This window comes from Weissella coleopterorum (assembly GCF_011304355.1).
Lineage (GTDB): Bacteria > Bacillota > Bacilli > Lactobacillales > Lactobacillaceae > Weissella > Weissella coleopterorum.
Map to the genome: position 1 here is coordinate 1318672 of NZ_CP049888.1, position 18346 is coordinate 1337017.

An 18346-nucleotide genomic window follows, 5' to 3' on the forward strand; every position below is an offset into this window, starting at 1 on the left:
TAAAGAGAACTAATTTATTCATCTTTCCCAGATTGAACAATTAGTTCTCTTTTTGTTTCTAATTAACTCTACCAACTCCATTTTGGTAATTAATTGTGATTCCTGGCTGCACATTGGGAATTAAAACATTCACTTGAAGGGTACCATCTGATGATTTAGCCTCAATATGGTTAACCGAAGGGACTAGATTGTTCCCCGTATAAAGCGGGGTAACCCGATATCGAACTTTTTTATTGGAGTCCAATGCCTTGCGAACCAATCCTTCGTAATAGTTTTGTCCCGTATTCTGATCATTACCATTCGAAGATTGATTAGCCCAAGCAGTTTGGGTAGTGATATTTTGCGGATTTGCTTCACTTGCATCAAAACCTTTAATGTTACCGGCCAATGCATAACCAACAGAATGACCTCGATTGTAGAGCACTTGGCTTTTCCCATTAATTCGTAGTTGTTGCCAACCAACAGGATTAATTGTCCGATTATTCCCCGTTTCTTGACGATTGCGATATTGGCGGCTTGCCTTTGACAACCAAGCATTCGCTGCTCCCGGTCGCCCCTGTTGATCTTGACGCGCTAATTGGACATAAGGTGCTGCTGAAACATTCGTATTAAAATTAGTCTTATTTTGATCAACTACAAAAGCCCCGGTGCCGTTATATTTAATCGATTTCGCTTTCACTTGCTTCTTAACATCTTCTGTCAAAACTGAAGTTGCTAAGCTTTCTGTTGGCTTTTCGTCATTAACTGAACCAGTTTTAATATTCTGATCAACTTTAACCGACGCCGTTGCATAATTAGCATTACTTGACGGATCTTTTTGATGTTGAGTTTCTAAATATCCTCCTGTCGCAACCACTACTGCTGCAACTAGTCCATACCATTTTTTATAATTAACCTTTTTCCTACGATTCATTAATTCAAACTCCTTCTCCGTGATATTGACATTTTACCTCATGATCGTTCACCAATCCAGCAGCTTGCATCAAAGAGTAAGTTGTCACTGGGCCCATAAACTTAAACCCAGCTTGCTTTAATTTTTTAGACAGGTCGATTGCTAATGATGTTGTCGAATCAATTACTTGATCTGTCTGAACCTGATGGTCAATCGTTTTAAAATTAACACTTTCCCATAACAACTGATTTAATGTCACATTCTGCTTCCAGAGTTTCACCACCGCTTGAGCATTCTGAATCGTTGCAGCTAATTTTAATCGATGCCGAATAATTTGTTTATTTTGTAATAATTTTTCTAGATCAATTTCCGTCATTTCTGCAACTTTTCCGATTTCATAATTAAAAAATGCCGCTTTAAAGGCAGCTCTCTTATCTAAAACTGTTTGCCAACTTAATCCAGCTTGGTACGTTTCTAAAGATAATAGTTCAAATAATTTCTGCTCGCTATGTTCAGGAATTCCCCATTCATGATCATGATACTCTTGTAAATTTTGTGGACCATTCACAGCCCAGCGACAACGTTCTATCATCTACTACCTCCTACTCCCAACAAAAAATGGATTGGAAATATCTTCCAATCCATCCCGAAATTCAGTCACCATTGTTTTTGCAAACCATGATTGCTCAATTTTTATTACTTATAGTTGATGATTGCATCTTTTGCATCTTTATCGATGTTGTAGAAGCTGTTGATTCCCTTGTAGTCAGCTACTGTAGGTGTCAACAAATCTTCAATCCGCATCAATTGGTTATACTTGGCAATTCGATCAGTTCGTGACATTGAACCAGTCTTAATTTGTCCAGCATTAGTTGCGACAACCAAGTCTGCAATTGTTGTGTCTTCAGTTTCACCTGAACGGTGAGAAACAATCGCTGTGTATCCAGCTTCCTTAGCCATTTCAATGGCTTCCATTGTTTCAGTTAATGTACCAATTTGGTTAACCTTGATCAAAATCGCATTGGCAGCGCCCATGTCGATTCCCTTCTTCAAGTATTCCGTATTAGTAACAAAGAAGTCATCACCAACTAATTGAACCTTGTCTCCAAGCTTATCAGTTAACTTAACCCAGGCATCCCATTCGTTTTCATCCAAAGGATCTTCGATTGAAACGATTGGGTACTTTTCAACTAAGTCTGACAAGTATTCAATAAATTCGTCAGTCGTGTATTCCTTCTTATCAGGTTCTCCATCCAATACGTAAAGGTTACGTTCTGCATCAAAGAATTCTGAAGAAGCAACGTCAAAGGCAATTGCAATGTCCTTACCAGCAGTGTAACCAGCATTTTCGATCGCTTTCAACAAGTATTCAAATGGTTCTGCATTTGACTTAAAGTCAGGCGCAAATCCACCTTCATCCCCAACAGCAGTTGAGTGTCCTGATGCCTTCAACAATGCTTGCAAAGCATGGAAAGTTTCTGATCCCATACGAATCGCTTCAGCCATTGTCTTAGCACCAACAGGCATAATCATGAATTCTTGGAAATCAACAGAGTTAGCAGCGTGTGCTCCTCCATTAATAACGTTCATCATTGGTGTTGGCAAAGTGTGGGCATTGAAACCACCAAGGTAGTTGTACAATGGAGTTCCCAATTCATCAGCAGCGGCACGAGCAGCAGCAATTGATACACCAAGAATAGCGTTGGCACCTAACTTAGCCTTAGTTGGAGTTCCATCTAAAGCAATCATAGTCTTATCCAACAAAACTTGATCAGTAACATCCATACCAATCAACTTATTCTTAATTGTTGTGTTGACATTTTCAACAGCCTTCAAAGTTCCCTTACCAAGGAAACGCCCCTTGTCACCGTCACGAAGTTCAACAGCTTCGTGTTCTCCAGTTGAAGCTCCTGAAGGAACGATTCCGCGACCGAAACCACCCTCTTCAGTATAAACTTCGACTTCAACAGTAGGATTCCCACGTGAATCCAAGACCTCACGTGCATAAATATCAGTAATTGCAGACATTGTATTCTCCTTACAAATTATATAATTAGTAACTGGGGTTGTAATACCCATCACAAAGAAAATTATAACATATTTTTTAATTAAAACTCATCAAGTCGTCTAATTTTTGTGAGAAGTGCTCGATTTGCTACTTGACACAGCTCAATAAAATTATCAGGATTCAAGGCTGAATCCCCAACCAATACACCATCGATGTCGTCTTGAATCATTAATTCATAGGCATTTTCTGGTTTAACTGATCCACCATACATAATACGAACGGCATTAGCTACATCCCAATCATACATGTCAGCCAATGTCAGGCGAATTCGACGCAAGCTAAATTGAGCTAAAGCTGGTGTCATCGCCTGTCCACTGCCAATTGCAGCAGTTGGTTCGTATGCTATAATTACGGATTTAACTACTTCAGCAGGAATTCCTTCTAAAGATTCAATGACTTCATTGACCACCCAATGCGAACGATCATTATCATCTCTAGGCTTAATAGCTTCATCAATAGCAATAATTGGAATCAAATTGTGTTGCAAAGCCGCCTGGGCCTTCAAGTTCACCTTTTCATCCGTTTCACGGAAATAATTACGGCGTTCTGAATGACCAATAATAACGTAACTAATACCCAGATCTTCCAGTGCAGCGGGTGAAGTTTCACCTGTAAAAGCACCTCGATCTTGCCAATACATATTTTCAGCACCGATTGAGATGGCCGTGTTCTTCGCTGCTTCAACCATCGCAGGTAATAAAACATCTTGCCCTGCTAAAACGGGAATTACATCTGGATAACGTTTTAACGGATTTTCAATTTTTTGAATATACGCGGCCGATTCGCTTGGCAACTTATTCATCTTCCAATTCGCGATGACCAATGGTCGTCGATTCATCATTTCCATCATGCTGCTCCCTTCACCAATCGCATATCAACATTATACCAAAAATATCAATAGAACAACATAAATTACTTTATTAAGCCATTCACAAGGTTATTTTCAACATATACCAATTTTGATTTTATAAAAATAAATCGTATAGCCACATCTCATGATCTGACTATACGATTTTACATTATTTTAGTTTTAACGTTGCTTCCACAAGTGCCTTTACTTCATCGTTACTATCCATGTTCAATGCTTTATCGGCCAAAATTGCCATTTCCTTTGAATCCAGTGACTTCAAAAGTGCTCGCGTCTGAAGGACTGAAGTCGATGACATTGAAAATTCATCTAAGCCCATCCCCAACAATAATGGTGCTGCAATTTGGTCTCCCGCCATTTCACCACACATTGCAACAAACTTATCATACTTATGAGCCGCATCAATCACATTCTTAATTAAACGCAAAATAGATGGGTTGTAGGGTTGATACAAATATGAAACATGTTCATTCCCGCGATCCGCAGCCATAGTATAAGCGATTAAATCATTAGTCCCGATTGAGAAGAAATCAACTTCTTGTGCAAAACGATCGGCTAACATGGCGGCAGCTGGAATTTCGATCATAATTCCTAGCTTAATATCATCCGCTACCGCGACTCCAGCTTGAATCATCTTTTGCTTTTCATCATTGAAAATATCGCGCGCTGCTCGGAATTCACCAAGGGTCGCAATCATAGGGAACATAATCCAAAGCTCGCCATAAACAGAAGCCCGTAACAATGCTCGCAACTGCGTCCGGAAAATATCTGTGCGATCTAATGAAATTCGGATTGCTCGATAACCCATAAACGGATTTTCTTCCTTAGGGAGGGGAAGATAAGGAAGATACTTATCTCCACCAATATCCATGGTCCGAACTGTCACCGGCTTATCGCCCATTCCTTCCAAAATCGTCTTATAAGCTTCAAACTGATCATCTTCGGTTGGTAGTTCAGCTGAATCCATGTACAAGAATTCTGTCCGATAGAGTCCCACACCTTCAGATCCACTTTCTAACACACCCGCTAAATCTTTTGGTGTTCCAATGTTTGAACCAACAACTAACTTTTTACCATCCGCAGAAACTGATGCTTCATTTTTCAACTTAGCCCATTCGGTTTTCTTTGCATTATAATCCGCCGCCGTCTTTTGTGCTTGTTGGATTTCATCCTGATCAGGATCTACCATTGCCGTTCCATCTAATCCGTTTAAGATCAACATATCTCCATCGTTAATCTTTTTAGTTGCAGATGCTGAACCGACAACCGCTGGAATTTCCAATGTTCGTGCCATAATGGCCGCATGCGCAGTCCGCCCGCCCAAATCAGTGATAAAACCTTTAACAAATTTCCGATCCAACTGTGCCGTATCAGATGGCGTCATATCCTTTGCAATGATTACAACTTCTTCTTGAATCAATGCTGGGTTAGGTAATTGTTTTCCCAACAAATGCGCCAAAACACGCTTAGTCACATCCCGAATATCAGCAGCTCGTTCCGCCATATATGGATTGTCATCGGCCATTCCTTCAAACATGTCAATATACATGTCAGTCACACTCTTCAGTGCACTTTCTGCATTCACATGCTCGCTATCAATCATATTATTGATCCCACTGATTAACTCTGGATCTTCCAACACCATAATATGCGCCGTAAAAACTTCAGCTTCTTCGGCCCCCATATTTTGTTTAGCTTTATCTCTGATTTGTTCCAGATCTGTCTTTGATACAGAAAAAGCCGCTTCTAAGCGGCCCTTTTCTGCTTGCACGTCATCAATTGTAACTTGCTCAAAAGACAAATCAGGTTCCACTAACTTATAGGCTTTTGCAATCGCCACTCCATTTGATGCGGCGATCCCCTTGATCACTTGTGCCATAATTCGGCTCCCCCTCATTGTGCAACATTTTAATTTTCCAATAATGCTTAAGCTAATCCTTCATCTGACATTGTTTGTCCGATGGCTTCAATTGCTTCCGCAGCATCATCACCTTCAGCAGAAATATTAACATCAGCATGTTGTCCAACTCCCAAAGACATAACACCCATGATTGACTTCAAGTTAACATCTTTACCGTCGTATGACAAAGTAATGTTTGATGAGAACTTTGATGCTGTTTGAACCAACAAAGTGGCTGGACGAGCATGAATACCTGTTTCGGCTATAATGTGAAATTCGCGTGATTCCATGATAAATGTACTCCCTTATTTTTGTATTCATTGTTTAAGGTAACCAGGATCTAATCCTTCTTACCTTTCTTATTATAACGATCTTTTGTATTTTTTGCAAACGGTTACAGACCGCATATTAACAACACCTTTCAAAAAATGATAAATCAGCATTTAAAAGTCTTAATCGCCTTGTTAATTAGAACAACTTTGATGAATAATTATTTGGTTAGCTCCTCTGAAATTTCAGCTCGACGATAAGTGATCAAACCATTTCGACCTGCAATTCCGCGAATAGCGTTTTGATATGGATAACTTCGCCAAATTTCATAAAAGACTTGAAATTGGTCGGATTCCAATTCAAATTCATCAATTTCACCCATTCGTAATTGTTCCAATAATTTATTATAATCCATCTATGAATTCCTCGATATGTTTTTTTAATAAATCAATAGATTCATTGTGGCTAATCATTTAAGCTTTCAACATAAGAGTAAGCATTTTGACCAGCAATTGCTGCATCACCAACTGCCGTAGCAATTTGCCGTAATTCTTTGGCCCGGACATCACCTAACGCAAAAATCCCTGCTTGCTTGGTTTCCATTCGCTCGTTAGTTACAACCCAATTGGCGTCATCAGTAATATCTAAATTAGCAAAAGGTTCTGTTACTGGCAACAATCCCACATAAATAAAGACTCCTGCGGCATCAAAGATAGAACGTTCTTGACTTTGATTATTGATTAATTTTACCCCTGTGACCTTTTGATCATCACCGGCCACAGCTTCTACTTCTGTGTTCCACATAAAATCAATTTTTTTATTAGCAAAGGCACGATCTTGTAATATTTTTTGGGCGCGTAACTCGCCTCGCCGATGAATCACAGTTACATGATCAACAATCCCAGCCAAATAATTAGCTTCTTCAATGGCAGAATCACCACCACCAACTACAACCACATTTTTTTCTTTAAAAAATGCTCCATCACAGACCGCACAATATGATATTCCACGCCCTGAATAGGTATCTTCACCAGGTACTCCTAATTTTTTATACTGTGAGCCAGTTGCAATAATCACGGAATCAGTTGTGTATTCATCCATGTCGGTCATAATTTTAAAAGTTTTATCGGCTTGAGTTACAATCTGCTCAACGTTGCCGAATGTGTATTCAACGCCTAATTTTTCAGTAGCCGCATACATTTTTTCAGATAATTCTGGTCCTTGAATCGAGACATAACCTGGATAATTTTCAATTTCAGCGGTGTTATTCATTTGACCACCGTAAATTCCTCGGTCTAACATTAACGTCTTTAAATTAGCACGAGCGGTATATATCGCCGCGGTCATTCCACCAGGTCCAGCACCAATAACTGTCACCGCAAAATGTTCACTCATTTCATTACCTCCTTTAAACTTTTTATCTAAAATTTAACGCAGTTTTATCTAAAAATTATACCGCATTTAACTCATAATTTCATTCACCGATTATCAATGACAGAAATCATCAAATGGCGGCCAAACACCATCATCATAACATTACATCAGAAACAAATAAAAAAAGGTGCGAATAAATTATCCCTCACCTTTTCTAATTTGTTTAACTTAGTCCAAAGTTTTAGCCAAGTCCTTAATATATTGCTTAAGGGCGGCACCAGTTTGTGGATGTTCTAACCCAAATTCAATATTAGTAGTTAAGAAACCAATCTTTGAGCCAATATCGTAACGATGCCCCTTAAATTCGTGCGCATAAACGTGCTGACGTTGGTTCAAGGTATCAATCGCATCGGTCAATTGAATTTCATTCCCTTTACCAGGCTTGGTATTCTCTAATTCTTCAAAAATCTCAGGAGTTAATAAATAACGTCCAATAATCGCTAAATCAGAAGGAGCATCTTCTGGCTTTGGCTTCTCCACGAAAGTTGAAACCTTATGTAACCCAGGAGTTACCTCAGTATCAGGGGCAATAACTCCATATTCAGAAACTTGATCATGCGGTACTTTCATCACAGCAAGTGTTGAATCTCCGGTTTGTTCGTAACGTTCGATTAATTGCTTAGTTAATGGCTTTTCATCAGTCATTAGGTCATCCCCAAGCATCACAACGAATGGTTCATCACCAATAAAGGCCTTTGCCGTTAACACAGCATCTCCCAACCCTCGGGGATGCGATTGTCGAATAAAGTAAAGGTTAATATCAGTTGTTTCTTGAACCAACTTCAAGAGCTCATCCTTACCCTTTTCCTTCAGATTATTTTCTAATTCAGGATTTGAATCAAAATGATCTTCAATTGAACGTTTTGACTTTCCATCAACAATCACAATATCTTCAATTCCTGATGCCAAAGCTTCTTCAATGATAAATTGAATCGTAGGCTTATCGACAATTGGTAACATTTCTTTCGCTAGTGCCTTTGTAGCAGGCAAAAAACGTGTTCCTAATCCGGCGGCAGGTATCACTGCTTTACGTACTGGTTTCATTATAATTTACTTCCCTTCATGATGTAATGGACGATCCATTAATTCTCTAATTGCAATTTTGGGGTCTCGACCTTCATAAATCACTTGATAGACCGCATTTGAAATTGGCATTTCAACTTGTTTAGCCTGTGCTAAATCATGCACCACTTTCGTAGTGGAAATGCCTTCAATAACCATCCCCATATGTTCGATAACTTCTTCTTTACTTAATCCTGCACCTAACTGCATTCCAGCTCGGAAATTACGAGAATGCGTCGATGTTGCCGTCGCAAATAAATCGCCCACTCCAGCTAGCCCCATGAAAGTCATTGGATTAGCACCATAAGCTTTTCCTAATTGTGCCATTTCATTTAGGCCACGGGTAAACAGTGCAGCTTTTGCATTTGCATCATATTCCAAACTTTGTAACGCACCTGCTGCAATGGCAATGACATTTTTCAACGCCCCACCTAATTCAGCACCTACAATATCATCGTTGGTATAAACTCGAAATGTGGAATTACTCATCACGCGTTGAATACGTTCCGCAACAACTAAATCTTCGCTCACTGCGGTGACAGTGGTGGGATCATGTTTGATAACGCCCTCCGCATGCGATGGCCCAGCAATGACCGCAATCCCAGCTAAAGAGCTAGCATCGATCTCTTCAGCGATCATTTGACTGGCAAACTTATATGTTGAGGGTTCTAGCCCTTTCGTCGCTGCTACCACAATCGATTTTTGTTGAAGTTGAGTTAGCGCCTGATTTAGTAAATTCGCCACTTCACGCGTTGCTTTAGTTGGAACCACGCTCAAAATGATTTCAGCTCCCTCAATTGCGGTTACTAAATCGGTCGTTGCTTGAATACTGGCTTGTAGAACTCGATCACCCAAATACTCTTTATTGGTATGTTGTGTATTAATCTCGTCAACCGTGGCCACTCGATGACCCCAAATTTTGACTGCATGTCCATTTTCTGCCGCAACATTAGCTAAGGCAGTTCCCCATGAACCAGCCCCTAATACGGCCACTTTTGTTTGATCCATGTCATTTCTCCCCAATGGTTATAATTAAATCACTATTATAGATTATCATATTTTGATGTGATTTAAAATCACTATTTAAGCGTTTTCAAAGTTGTTTTTACTAATCTTGCGAGTTTGCTTCAATTAATTTATTCAAATTTTGATTAAATGTTTCCGTCGCATCAAAGCCCATTTTCTTAGCTCGGAAGTTTTTAGCTGCTGTTTCAATCAAGACAGCCAAATTCCGACCGGTTTGAACGGGGAGAACCATCCGAGGCAAACTCACCCCCTGAATTGTAATATGATCTTCGCCATTGCCCAAACGATCAAACTTGGTATCTTTATCCCACTTAGCTAAGTGGAGATTAAACGAGATATTGGAATGATCTCTGACCGCTCCCGCACCAAACAAATTCAACACATCAATAATTCCTACGCCACGTAATTCCATTAAGTTCTTCAAAATTGCTGGTGCTTCACCGACCAGATGTTTTTCGTCTCGTTGGTAAATATCAACTCGGTCATCTGCAATCAGTCGATGCCCTCGCTGCACTAATTCTAACGCAGTTTCGGATTTTCCAACTCCTGAATCACCTGTGATTAAAATTCCCAGACCATAGATATCTACTAAGACTCCATGCATCGATTGCCGTTCTGCTAATTCTCCTGAAAGATAGTACGTCATATTGGCTAAAATTTGAGAAGACGTTAGTTCCGTTGCCAATACTGGAATTTTAGAATCATTTGCCACTTTTAAAAATTCAACCGGCAATTTTCGTCCTGTTGAAATAACAAACACTGGCGTTTCTATTCCCATCATTTTACGGGCAATCATTAACAATTCATCATGATTCATCCGCTCCGCAAAGGAAGTTTCGGTTATCCCCATCAGTTGAACCCGTTCAGGGCATAATAATCAAAATATCCGGTCATCTCCAAACCAGGGCGTGAAATATCAGCGGTCACAATTGTTCGATCTAACCACTCTTCCCCCTGGACAACTTTTAAACGAGTATTTGCTAATAAATCTTTAACTTGAATTGTTTTTGCCATGAGAGCTCCTAAATTTAACGACTAAAAAAATCAGATAAAATCGCATTAACTAACGACATAATCAAAGAAATCAAAATGGCCCAGCCAAAACTCGTAAATTGAAAACCAGGTCCGACAAACCAGCTAGTCATCCACAAAACCGCAGCATTAACCACAAATGAGAAGAGACCAAACGTGAAAAATGTTAGTGGTAGACTCAAAATCTGTAAAACTGGTCGCACAAAAACATTCAAAACTCCTAGAATTGCGGCCGCCATAAAAGCATTCCATAAGTTTTGCACATAAAGTCCTTGTTGAAATAATCCAGCTAAGGCCAATAATGTAATCATATTAATGATTAATCGCTGTAAAAATGAAAAACGCTTTAGTTGCATGCATAAATCCCCTTTTTCTTCTTTATTGTCTATCATTATACCAAAAGAATGTCCCTATGCCATAAAGCATATTTTTTTATAGGTACCAATCCTATCTTGAGATGACTTATTCAGAAAATAGACAAAACAAAAACCCCGTAACTAAAAGTTACGAGGTTTTTGTTTTGGCGTTGTTAATGTAAGACCTGCATTAACTCAGGAGTTAGTTTTACCTAACTGTCGACGTACACCAACTTATTGCTAAGTTGTAGTCATGTGCAGCAAGTTTAGTTCCACAACCGCCCTTGCACCAACCACCATACGGGTGTATATGTTGGCCGTCTATAAAAGATTATCGTAATAATCTTTCTCGACTCATCGCATAAATTTAATTATAGCAAATTAGTGTTTACTTTGCAATCTCAAAATTAAACGGTAGCCTGTTAGGCACCAAGCAATTAGGACTAAGAACATTCCAAAGAACATCGCAAAATGCAATCCATTTATAAATACCGTTGGATGCCCGATTGGATATGTCGTAATCTGGTGTCCCATTTGTTTGGACATGGAAATATATAACATTGTTGTTACCAACGTGGTTCCCGTAATCATTCCAACATTTCGAGCTAAAGCATTAATGGCGCCGGCAACTCCTAATTGTGATTTTGGGGCATTTGACATCGTAATCGCATTATTGGGCGAATTAAAGAAAGCCGTTGAGAAGCCAGTCCAAGCACTCAACATCACAACCATGTAAAGCGGACTATGACCGGTCATTAAGATCCATCCTGACATTCCCAATGTAATACCAGTTAATGCAAAGAAAGTTACATATTCACGGTCAAATCGATCGGCAACCACTCCCGCAATTGGAGTTCCAATCAGCATAGCAAGCGGATATGACATCATGTACATTCCCGCTTGACCCGGCTGGATTTGACGCAGGTTTTCCAAATAAAATGGTAATAATACGTTGATAAAGAAACCTGATGCAAAGACTAGAAATGATGTAATTACAGATAATGTAAACATTTTTTCTTTAAAAATAGACAAATCGATCAGCGGTCTAATTGTATGTTGCTCCCACTTAATAAATCCAATTAATAACAGAATACTTAAGATATATGTGGTGATTGGTAAGAGTGCCCCAAAGCCTTGTTCTTGGGCGATATTAATTCCCCCAAAGAAGACCGCAATCATCGAGAAGAAAATAACCGTACCGATCCAGTCAATGACGAGTGGAGCCGTACGCCGTTGATTTTTTGGAAAGATAAACTCACCCAAGATAATTGTCAAAATTCCTAGTGGTACATTAATCCAAAAAATAAACGGCCACTTCAATAGTGATAGAATCAATCCACCAACGGCTGGACCAGCGATTGAACCCAAAGAAACAAACATCGCGATTGTCGCCATTGCTCTCGCCCGCATGTTCGCCGGCGCGACCGTAGTTGAGATTCCAAAGGAATTACTCATCGTCATCGCTGCTCCAATTGCCTGAACAACCCGGGCGAATAATAAGAATCCTAACCCGAGACTAATTCCTGCCAAGAGGGATCCAAAGGTGAAAACATAGGTCCCCCATTTAAATACCCTAATTTTACCAAGTTGATCCCCTAGATTCCCAAATAACGTCAACAAACCTGAAATGGTAATTAAATAAATTGATACCGACCAAGTAGCTTGGTTCATCGGAATCGATAAATCATGCGCCATGACTGGTAATGCAATATTAACAATTGATGCATCTAATGTTGACATAAAGGTAAACATACCCAAAGCCACTAAAATTAAATTAACTCTTCGTGGTGATAATTGTGCATTTGTGCTCATATTTAAAGTACTTCCTTTTTAATCTTTTAATATAAATGAATAATTGCCTCACTTAGTTTAACACCATCCTCTGGGTTAAGAAATCAATTTTTCGCTGTAAACCCTTACATATTAGCTGATTTAGGTTATAATATAGATATGATATGAATAGAGAGGGATATATTATGAAAAATGGAACTTACGAAAAGATTTTGGCCCCATTAGATGGTTCAGAGATTTCAAACTCAGTGGCCTTGAAGGCAGCAGCAGTTGCAAATCGAGACCATGCTCATCTTGATTTACTTTATGTAATTGATACCAATTCATTATCTGGTGTTGCGGGCATGTCCGTCACTGGTGATGTTGTATATCACCTTGTCCAAGATTCACAAGAAAAACTCGAAACTTATCGTAATTTAATTCTCGAAAAATTTCCCGACATTGATATTTCATTGCACATGCGTTTTGGATCACCTAAGAAAGTTATTGCGACTGAATTTCCAAATGACCACGCCAATGATTTAACTATCATCGGAAAATCAGGATTAAGTCGCATCGAACGGCTAATTGTCGGCTCAGTTGCTTCCTTTGTCGTTCAAAATGCTAAAACGGATGTGATGATTGTCCAGGGCTAAAAACAATAGAAAAAGCCGGAAAGTTAAATTTCCGGCTTTTTGTTTACTTATTTACTGGCTGTTTGTATTACTTATTTACTGGCTGTTTGTATTACTTCAATTGATTCAATTTTAACTGGCGTCTCAGGTTTAGAATTTTCACCATTACTATCAGTTTTAACCGTGGCGTTTGCAATTTGATCAACGATATCGAGTCCTTCAATGACCTGTCCAAAGACGGTATAACTGCCATCTAAACTGGGGTTTCCTCCGTTTTGATATGCTTTAATAATTTGGTCAGGGTATTTATCGGCACTAATTTGCTTTGTTGCATCTTGATTTCCTTGATTAATAAAAAATTGTGCCCCATTGGTGTCAGCACCAGCATTTGCCATCGCTAATGAACCTCGGATATTATATAAGTTATTACTTATCTCGTTCTTAAAACCATTCCCTGAATCAATTTTACTGTCCTTATGTGCACCCTCGGCCCAGATAGATTTACCACCTCGACCTAAATCAGCGGCGTTGGCGTCTTCAGCTGATTTTGGATCGCCTCCTTGAATCATAAAATCCTTCATGACCCGGTGAAAAGTCGTTCCATTATAATAATTTTCTTGGGCATGCGTTAAGAAATTTTCAACCGCCAAAGGAGCATATTTATTGAATAATTTAATTTTGATATCACCCTGTTCAGTATGTAGAGCCACCAAGGATTCTGTCTCTGCAACGGTTGTAGTAAGTTGTGGTAGTGCCTCTTTATTCAATTTAGCTTTACTCTCACTGGGACGCTTGGTCGTTGCGACCTCACTCTGGTTTTTAGTTTGATCCTGATCCTTACTGGCTTGCTTATTACCGACCATTAATCCCGCCGCAATCAGCAACGCTAATAATGCTAAAATAATGATTCCAATAATAACCGTCATTTGATTTGATTTTTTCATTTTCACTCCCTAATCGTTCTTTCATAAAATTATATGTAAATAGTCTTAAATCTAACTGAATTTTATCGGCCAGACAAAATTCCTAAAATAACTGCACCCATAAATAATAATAAAAAGATTATCTCGAGACCAAAAATTATTTTTCTTTTTTTCATTTTATCAACCACCTTTAATTTGACTAACGATTGGTACTCATCTTAAATTCCAGAAATAAATCATTATATTTCTCAGTCCAATCTAAACCTAAATCTTGATAAGTCGTCAATTGAGCTAATTTTGTTTGTGTAGGATAAAAGGCTGTATCATTTTTGATATGGGCTGGTAATAACTGCTTAGCCGCCTCATTTGGTGTTGCATACCCATTATACTCGGCATTCTGTGCCGCATTATGCGGATCAGCCATGAAATTCATAAACGCATACGCCCCGGCTTTATTTTGCACAGTTTTGGGGATGACCATATTATCAAACCACACATTCCCACGTCCATTTGGAACTAAATAATGTAAGTGAGAATTTTCAGCCATCATTTGACGCGCATCCCCTGAAAAATCCAAAGCAATTTTGGCTTCATCTTGCACCATATACATTTTTATCTCATCGCCCACAATGGCTTTCACATTAGGCATTAATGCATCTAAACGACCTTTAGCGGCCATCAGCTCACCTGTATTTTTAGTATTTACGCTATTATTATTAGAGGCAAGCCCCACGGCCATCACATCCCGCGCTGAATCATATAGCATAATTGAATTTTTCCATTTTGCATTCCACAAATCATCCCAATTCTTTAATTCATTAGGTTTTACATACTTGTCATTATATACCAGCCCCAATGTTCCCCAAAAATACGGTAATGAGTATTTATTTTTTGGATCAAATCTTTGGTCCATTAAGACCGGATTATAATTGCTTAATCCAATTAACTTTTGATGATCTAATGGTTCCAATAAATGAGCTTCCTTCATCTTCTGAATCATATAATCCGAAGGAATGGCAAGGTCATAATGTGTTCCACCTTGTTTAATCTTGGTAAACATTGCCTCATTAGAATCAAAAGTTTCATAATCGATTTTATAACCTGATTCGTGTTCAAATTTTTTAATTAACACAGGATCAATATAATCGCCCCAATTAAAAATGGTCACAACTTGATTCTTTTGACTATGCTTGGTATTTCTATGTTGTTGGTCCAATGCCTGCAAACCTTGATTCGCTAAAAATAATATCCCCACGGCAGTGAAAATCACCACGGTGAATGTAATAATTTTTTTCATTGAATCCCTCCACGTTGTTTCATCGCTGAACGTCGTCGCAGCTTAAGACCACTCTTATTATATTTTGGATTTGTAATGACATAATAAATTACGACCAAAATCAATGAAAATAGGAACATCACTGCTGAAAGGGCATTAATTGATAAATCAATGCCGTGGCGCGCCCTAGCATATATTTCGACTGATAGAGTTGTGAAACCATTTCCCGTGACGAAAAAAGTGACCGCGAAATCGTCCAAGGAATACGTAATAGCCATGAAGAATCCAGCGATTACTCCCGGCCAGATATAAGGTAAAACAACGCGGTTTAAAACTTGTTGTGAATTCGCTCCCAAATCTTGTGCTGCCCGAATCAAAGCTGTATCCATTTCGTTTAACTTAGGCAGAACTAAGAGGACTACAATAGGAATTGAGAAAGCGATATGTGCCAACAAAACTGAACCAAAGCCCAAACTGATACCGCCCAATGTAAATAAAATTAAAAATGATGCGCCAATGATGACATCCGGTGAAACCATTAAAATATTATTTAACGATAAAATCATGTTCTTAATTCCAGGTCGTTTAATCTGATAAATTCCTAGAGCACCAAAAGTCCCGATTAAAGTGGCTAAAATTGACGACAAAAATGCCACAATAAATGTATTTATTAAAATCCGAATCAGATGGTGGTCAGCAAACATTTCCCGAAAATGACGAAGCGAAAAGCCAGTAAAATGTGCCATTTGATCCCCTTGATTAAAGGCAAAAATTATCAAATATATAATCGGAGCATACATTAAAACAAAAATTAATACTAAATAAAGCCGTCCAAGTTTAATTTTCTGCATCAACGTAACCTCCTTTTCTTCTTACGATCTCGAGTTAGGTACATCGTTAATGCCATTGCCAATACTAAAATAATTCCAATGGTTGAACCCATTCCCCAATTTTGTGTCACCATAAAGTGCTCTTCGATTGCAGTTCCCAAGGTAATGACCCGATTACCGCCAATCAAACGCGTCAACATAAATAATGATAAGGTGGGAATAAATACAGCTTGAATTCCAGTTTTAATTCCATTCAATGTCAGTGGAATAATAACTTGTCTCAAAGTCTGCCAAGCATTTGCTCCTAAATCATGAGCAGCGTTCGTCAAACTAGGATTAATCTCAGCCAAGCTATTATAAATGGGTAAAATCATAAACGGAATTTCAATATATGTGGCGACTAAAATAAAACTTGCATCCGTAAAAAGAAGTTGTTGTGGCGCAATTCCCATAAAACCCAGGAATTGATTCACCGTTCCTTCTCGTGCCAATAATCCAATAAAAGCATATGCTTTCAAAAGCAAATTAACCCACGTTGGTAATATGACCAATAATAACCAAAATTGACTATGCTTCAACTTACTTAAAATATATGCCATCGGATAACTGATCAATAGTGTCAAAAAAGTCACAAGAAGCGCATAAAAAATGGAATTAAAAGTCATCTTAAGATAAGTACCAGAGCTGAAAAAATTCGTATAGTTCACGAAAGTCCATTGATGATGTATATTTTGAACTGATTGGGTCACCATTAGTATTAATGGTAATAAGACAAATAACCCAATCCACAAAGCATATGGCACCATATAACTAATCGTTTGACGATTATTATTCATCATACGCCTCCAATCGAGCATCGAAGTCTTCTTCCATCTCGTTTAAACGCATTATATGAATATCTTCTGGATCAAAGGTCAAGCCAACCCGTTTACCAATTTCCACCCCATTAGTTGATTGAATCTGCCATTCATGATGATCGTCATCATACGCCGTAATTTCAAAATAATCACCTCGAAACGACGTTTTATCAATCGTGACAATAACTTTGCCCAATTCAGCCCTTACTATGTCCACATCTTCAGGCCGAATCACAACTTCAACGGGCTCATTCAAACGCATTCCACCATCAACATTTTCAAAATTTTGCCCATTGAAATGAACCAAATTATCAGCTACCATTACCCCAGGAATAATATTAGCTTCTCCGATAAAGTCAGCCACAAAATGATTAATCGGTTCATCATAAATATCAATCGGATCACCATTCTGCACCACGTCTCCATCGTTTATTACAAAAATCCAATCCGACATGGCTAGGGCTTCCTCTTGGTCGTGTGTTACGAAAATAAATGTAATCCCCAGTCTTTGTTGAATGTCCCGTAATTCATACTGCATTTCTTTTCTCAACTTATAATCAAGGGCTGACAACGGTTCATCCAGTAAAAGAACTTGTGGTTCATTCGCTAAAGCACGTGCAATCGCAACCCGTTGTTGTTGCCCACCCGATAATTCATTGATTTCGCGATCTTGATAACCCGCTAACTTCACCAACTCTAACATTTCGGTCACTTTTGCATCTATTGTTGCCAGTGGAAGACCTTTCAGTTTCATTCCAAAAGCAACATTTTCAAAAACATTCATATTTGGAAAAAGAGCATAATTTTGAAAAACTGTATTAACCTGACGTTTCTCTGCTGGCACATCGTTGATTCTTTGACCGTTAAACAAAATATCGCCATTAGATGCTTCCAAAAAACCTGAAATTAACCGTAAAATAGTCGTTTTACCTGAACCAGAAGGGCCTAATAATGTATAAAACTTTCCCGCTTCAATTTCTAAATTTACTTCATTTAAAATCACATGTTCATCATATTTTTTTATTACATTTTTAAACTCAATAATTGGTTGTGCCACTTACCTATCCACCTTTCCAGTCCTAGCCTAAATTATACTATATTGCTGGAAGTCCTTGCCATGTTATTCCATCAAAACCCTTAATTTTTA

The 18346-nt window shown here is 38.5% G+C and carries 18 protein-coding genes and 1 pseudogene; 1 reads left to right on the forward strand and 18 read right to left on the reverse strand.

The genetic code is table 11. The features are described 5' to 3' along the window. Positions 1–58 precede the first annotated feature (58 nt). From G7084_RS06720 to G7084_RS06780, 13 genes and pseudogenes are all read right to left on the reverse strand, one after another. Positions 59–913 (reverse strand): DNA/RNA non-specific endonuclease, encoded by an 855-nt coding sequence (locus G7084_RS06720; protein ID WP_166011184.1) that lies wholly within the window; start codon positions 911–913, stop codon positions 59–61. A 4-nt stretch (positions 914–917) separates the two neighbouring features. Next, positions 918–1484, reverse strand: a complete 567-nt coding sequence (locus G7084_RS06725) for a DNA-3-methyladenine glycosylase I (protein ID WP_166011186.1) — start codon at positions 1482–1484, stop codon at positions 918–920. Positions 1485–1588: 104 nt separating this feature from the next. Beyond that, positions 1589–2920 carry a phosphopyruvate hydratase gene (gene eno, locus G7084_RS06730; RefSeq protein WP_166011188.1) on the reverse strand — a complete coding sequence of 444 codons (1332 nt, stop codon included), beginning with the start codon at positions 2918–2920 and terminating at the stop codon, positions 1589–1591. Positions 2921–3000: 80 nt separating this feature from the next. Next, complete coding sequence (gene tpiA / locus G7084_RS06735) at positions 3001–3807, reverse strand: triose-phosphate isomerase (protein WP_166011190.1); 807 nt, start codon at positions 3805–3807, stop codon at positions 3001–3003. A 172-nt stretch (positions 3808–3979) separates the two neighbouring features. After that, positions 3980–5707 carry a phosphoenolpyruvate--protein phosphotransferase gene (gene ptsP / locus G7084_RS06740; RefSeq protein ID WP_166011192.1) on the reverse strand — a complete coding sequence of 576 codons (1728 nt, stop codon included), beginning with the start codon at positions 5705–5707 and terminating at the stop codon, positions 3980–3982. Between the two features lie 47 nt (positions 5708–5754). Then, the gene (locus tag G7084_RS06745; protein ID WP_166011195.1) at positions 5755–6018 is read right to left on the reverse strand and encodes a phosphocarrier protein HPr; all 264 of its coding nucleotides are present in this window, start codon (positions 6016–6018) and stop codon (positions 5755–5757) included. 200 nt (positions 6019–6218) lie between these two features. After that, positions 6219–6413 carry a hypothetical protein gene (locus tag G7084_RS06750; protein ID WP_166011197.1) on the reverse strand — a complete coding sequence of 65 codons (195 nt, stop codon included), beginning with the start codon at positions 6411–6413 and terminating at the stop codon, positions 6219–6221. 50 nt (positions 6414–6463) lie between these two features. After that, a complete protein-coding gene (gene trxB / locus G7084_RS06755; RefSeq protein ID WP_166011199.1) occupies positions 6464–7393 on the reverse strand; it encodes a thioredoxin-disulfide reductase in 930 nt (309 codons plus the stop codon). Positions 7394–7600: 207 nt separating this feature from the next. After that, positions 7601–8476 (reverse strand): UTP--glucose-1-phosphate uridylyltransferase GalU, encoded by an 876-nt coding sequence (gene galU / locus G7084_RS06760; protein WP_166011201.1) that lies wholly within the window; start codon positions 8474–8476, stop codon positions 7601–7603. A gap of 6 nt (positions 8477–8482) precedes the next feature. Further along, positions 8483–9502: an NAD(P)H-dependent glycerol-3-phosphate dehydrogenase gene (locus tag G7084_RS06765; protein WP_166011203.1), complete on the reverse strand. Its 1020-nt coding sequence runs from the start codon at positions 9500–9502 to the stop codon at positions 8483–8485. Between the two features lie 100 nt (positions 9503–9602). After that, a pseudogene (gene hprK / locus G7084_RS06770) lies at positions 9603–10534 on the reverse strand (HPr(Ser) kinase/phosphatase). 14 nt (positions 10535–10548) lie between these two features. Further along, the gene (locus G7084_RS06775) at positions 10549–10908 is read right to left on the reverse strand and encodes a phage holin family protein (RefSeq protein WP_166011205.1); all 360 of its coding nucleotides are present in this window, start codon (positions 10906–10908) and stop codon (positions 10549–10551) included. A 381-nt stretch (positions 10909–11289) separates the two neighbouring features. Then, positions 11290–12720: an MFS transporter gene (locus tag G7084_RS06780; RefSeq protein ID WP_166011207.1), complete on the reverse strand. Its 1431-nt coding sequence runs from the start codon at positions 12718–12720 to the stop codon at positions 11290–11292. Between the two features lie 164 nt (positions 12721–12884). Here G7084_RS06780 and G7084_RS06785 point away from each other — a divergent pair, with 164 nt between their 5' ends. After that, positions 12885–13334 (forward strand): universal stress protein, encoded by a 450-nt coding sequence (locus tag G7084_RS06785; RefSeq protein WP_166011209.1) that lies wholly within the window; start codon positions 12885–12887, stop codon positions 13332–13334. A 71-nt stretch (positions 13335–13405) separates the two neighbouring features. Here the strand turns inward: G7084_RS06785 and G7084_RS06790 are convergent, their stop codons facing one another. The 5 genes from G7084_RS06790 to G7084_RS06810 all read right to left on the reverse strand — a co-directional run bounded on the left by G7084_RS06790 (position 13406) and on the right by G7084_RS06810 (position 18256). Then, complete coding sequence (locus tag G7084_RS06790; protein WP_166011211.1) at positions 13406–14257, reverse strand: peptidylprolyl isomerase; 852 nt, start codon at positions 14255–14257, stop codon at positions 13406–13408. A 178-nt stretch (positions 14258–14435) separates the two neighbouring features. Continuing rightward, positions 14436–15533 carry an ABC transporter substrate-binding protein gene (locus G7084_RS06795; RefSeq protein ID WP_166011213.1) on the reverse strand — a complete coding sequence of 366 codons (1098 nt, stop codon included), beginning with the start codon at positions 15531–15533 and terminating at the stop codon, positions 14436–14438. Beyond that, positions 15530–16363: an ABC transporter permease gene (locus G7084_RS06800; protein ID WP_166011215.1), complete on the reverse strand. Its 834-nt coding sequence runs from the start codon at positions 16361–16363 to the stop codon at positions 15530–15532. Before G7084_RS06800 ends, G7084_RS06795 begins: the two co-directional genes overlap by 4 nt. Beyond that, entirely contained in the window at positions 16363–17178 is an 816-nt protein-coding gene (locus G7084_RS06805) for an ABC transporter permease (protein WP_166011217.1), read from the reverse strand. The genes G7084_RS06800 and G7084_RS06805 overlap by 1 nt, the downstream gene beginning before the upstream one ends. Then, a complete protein-coding gene (locus G7084_RS06810) occupies positions 17171–18256 on the reverse strand; it encodes an ABC transporter ATP-binding protein (protein ID WP_166011219.1) in 1086 nt (361 codons plus the stop codon). The genes G7084_RS06805 and G7084_RS06810 overlap by 8 nt, the downstream gene beginning before the upstream one ends. Positions 18257–18346: the final 90 nt, after the last annotated feature.

What these genes read in the sequence shown, in the direction of transcription:
- galU (WP_166011201.1), bottom strand. Translation starts at nt 8,476, where the DNA reads ATGAAACCAGTACGTAAAGCAGTGATACCTGCCGCCGGATTAGGAACA.
- G7084_RS06785 (WP_166011209.1), top strand. Translation starts at nt 12,885, where the DNA reads ATGAAAAATGGAACTTACGAAAAGATTTTGGCCCCATTAGATGGTTCA.
- G7084_RS06790 (WP_166011211.1), bottom strand. Translation starts at nt 14,257, where the DNA reads ATGAAAAAATCAAATCAAATGACGGTTATTATTGGAATCATTATTTTA.
- G7084_RS06800 (WP_166011215.1), bottom strand. Translation starts at nt 16,363, where the DNA reads ATGCAGAAAATTAAACTTGGACGGCTTTATTTAGTATTAATTTTTGTT.
- ptsP (WP_166011192.1), bottom strand. Translation starts at nt 5,707, where the DNA reads ATGGCACAAGTGATCAAGGGGATCGCCGCATCAAATGGAGTGGCGATT.
- G7084_RS06750 (WP_166011197.1), bottom strand. Translation starts at nt 6,413, where the DNA reads ATGGATTATAATAAATTATTGGAACAATTACGAATGGGTGAAATTGAT.
- G7084_RS06805 (WP_166011217.1), bottom strand. Translation starts at nt 17,178, where the DNA reads ATGAATAATAATCGTCAAACGATTAGTTATATGGTGCCATATGCTTTG.
- G7084_RS06775 (WP_166011205.1), bottom strand. Translation starts at nt 10,908, where the DNA reads ATGCAACTAAAGCGTTTTTCATTTTTACAGCGATTAATCATTAATATG.
- G7084_RS06795 (WP_166011213.1), bottom strand. Translation starts at nt 15,533, where the DNA reads ATGAAAAAAATTATTACATTCACCGTGGTGATTTTCACTGCCGTGGGG.
- G7084_RS06780 (WP_166011207.1), bottom strand. Translation starts at nt 12,720, where the DNA reads ATGAGCACAAATGCACAATTATCACCACGAAGAGTTAATTTAATTTTA.
- G7084_RS06745 (WP_166011195.1), bottom strand. Translation starts at nt 6,018, where the DNA reads ATGGAATCACGCGAATTTCACATTATAGCCGAAACAGGTATTCATGCT.
- eno (WP_166011188.1), bottom strand. Translation starts at nt 2,920, where the DNA reads ATGTCTGCAATTACTGATATTTATGCACGTGAGGTCTTGGATTCACGT.
- G7084_RS06720 (WP_166011184.1), bottom strand. Translation starts at nt 913, where the DNA reads ATGAATCGTAGGAAAAAGGTTAATTATAAAAAATGGTATGGACTAGTT.
- G7084_RS06725 (WP_166011186.1), bottom strand. Translation starts at nt 1,484, where the DNA reads ATGATAGAACGTTGTCGCTGGGCTGTGAATGGTCCACAAAATTTACAA.
- trxB (WP_166011199.1), bottom strand. Translation starts at nt 7,393, where the DNA reads ATGAGTGAACATTTTGCGGTGACAGTTATTGGTGCTGGACCTGGTGGA.
- tpiA (WP_166011190.1), bottom strand. Translation starts at nt 3,807, where the DNA reads ATGGAAATGATGAATCGACGACCATTGGTCATCGCGAATTGGAAGATG.
- G7084_RS06765 (WP_166011203.1), bottom strand. Translation starts at nt 9,502, where the DNA reads ATGGATCAAACAAAAGTGGCCGTATTAGGGGCTGGTTCATGGGGAACT.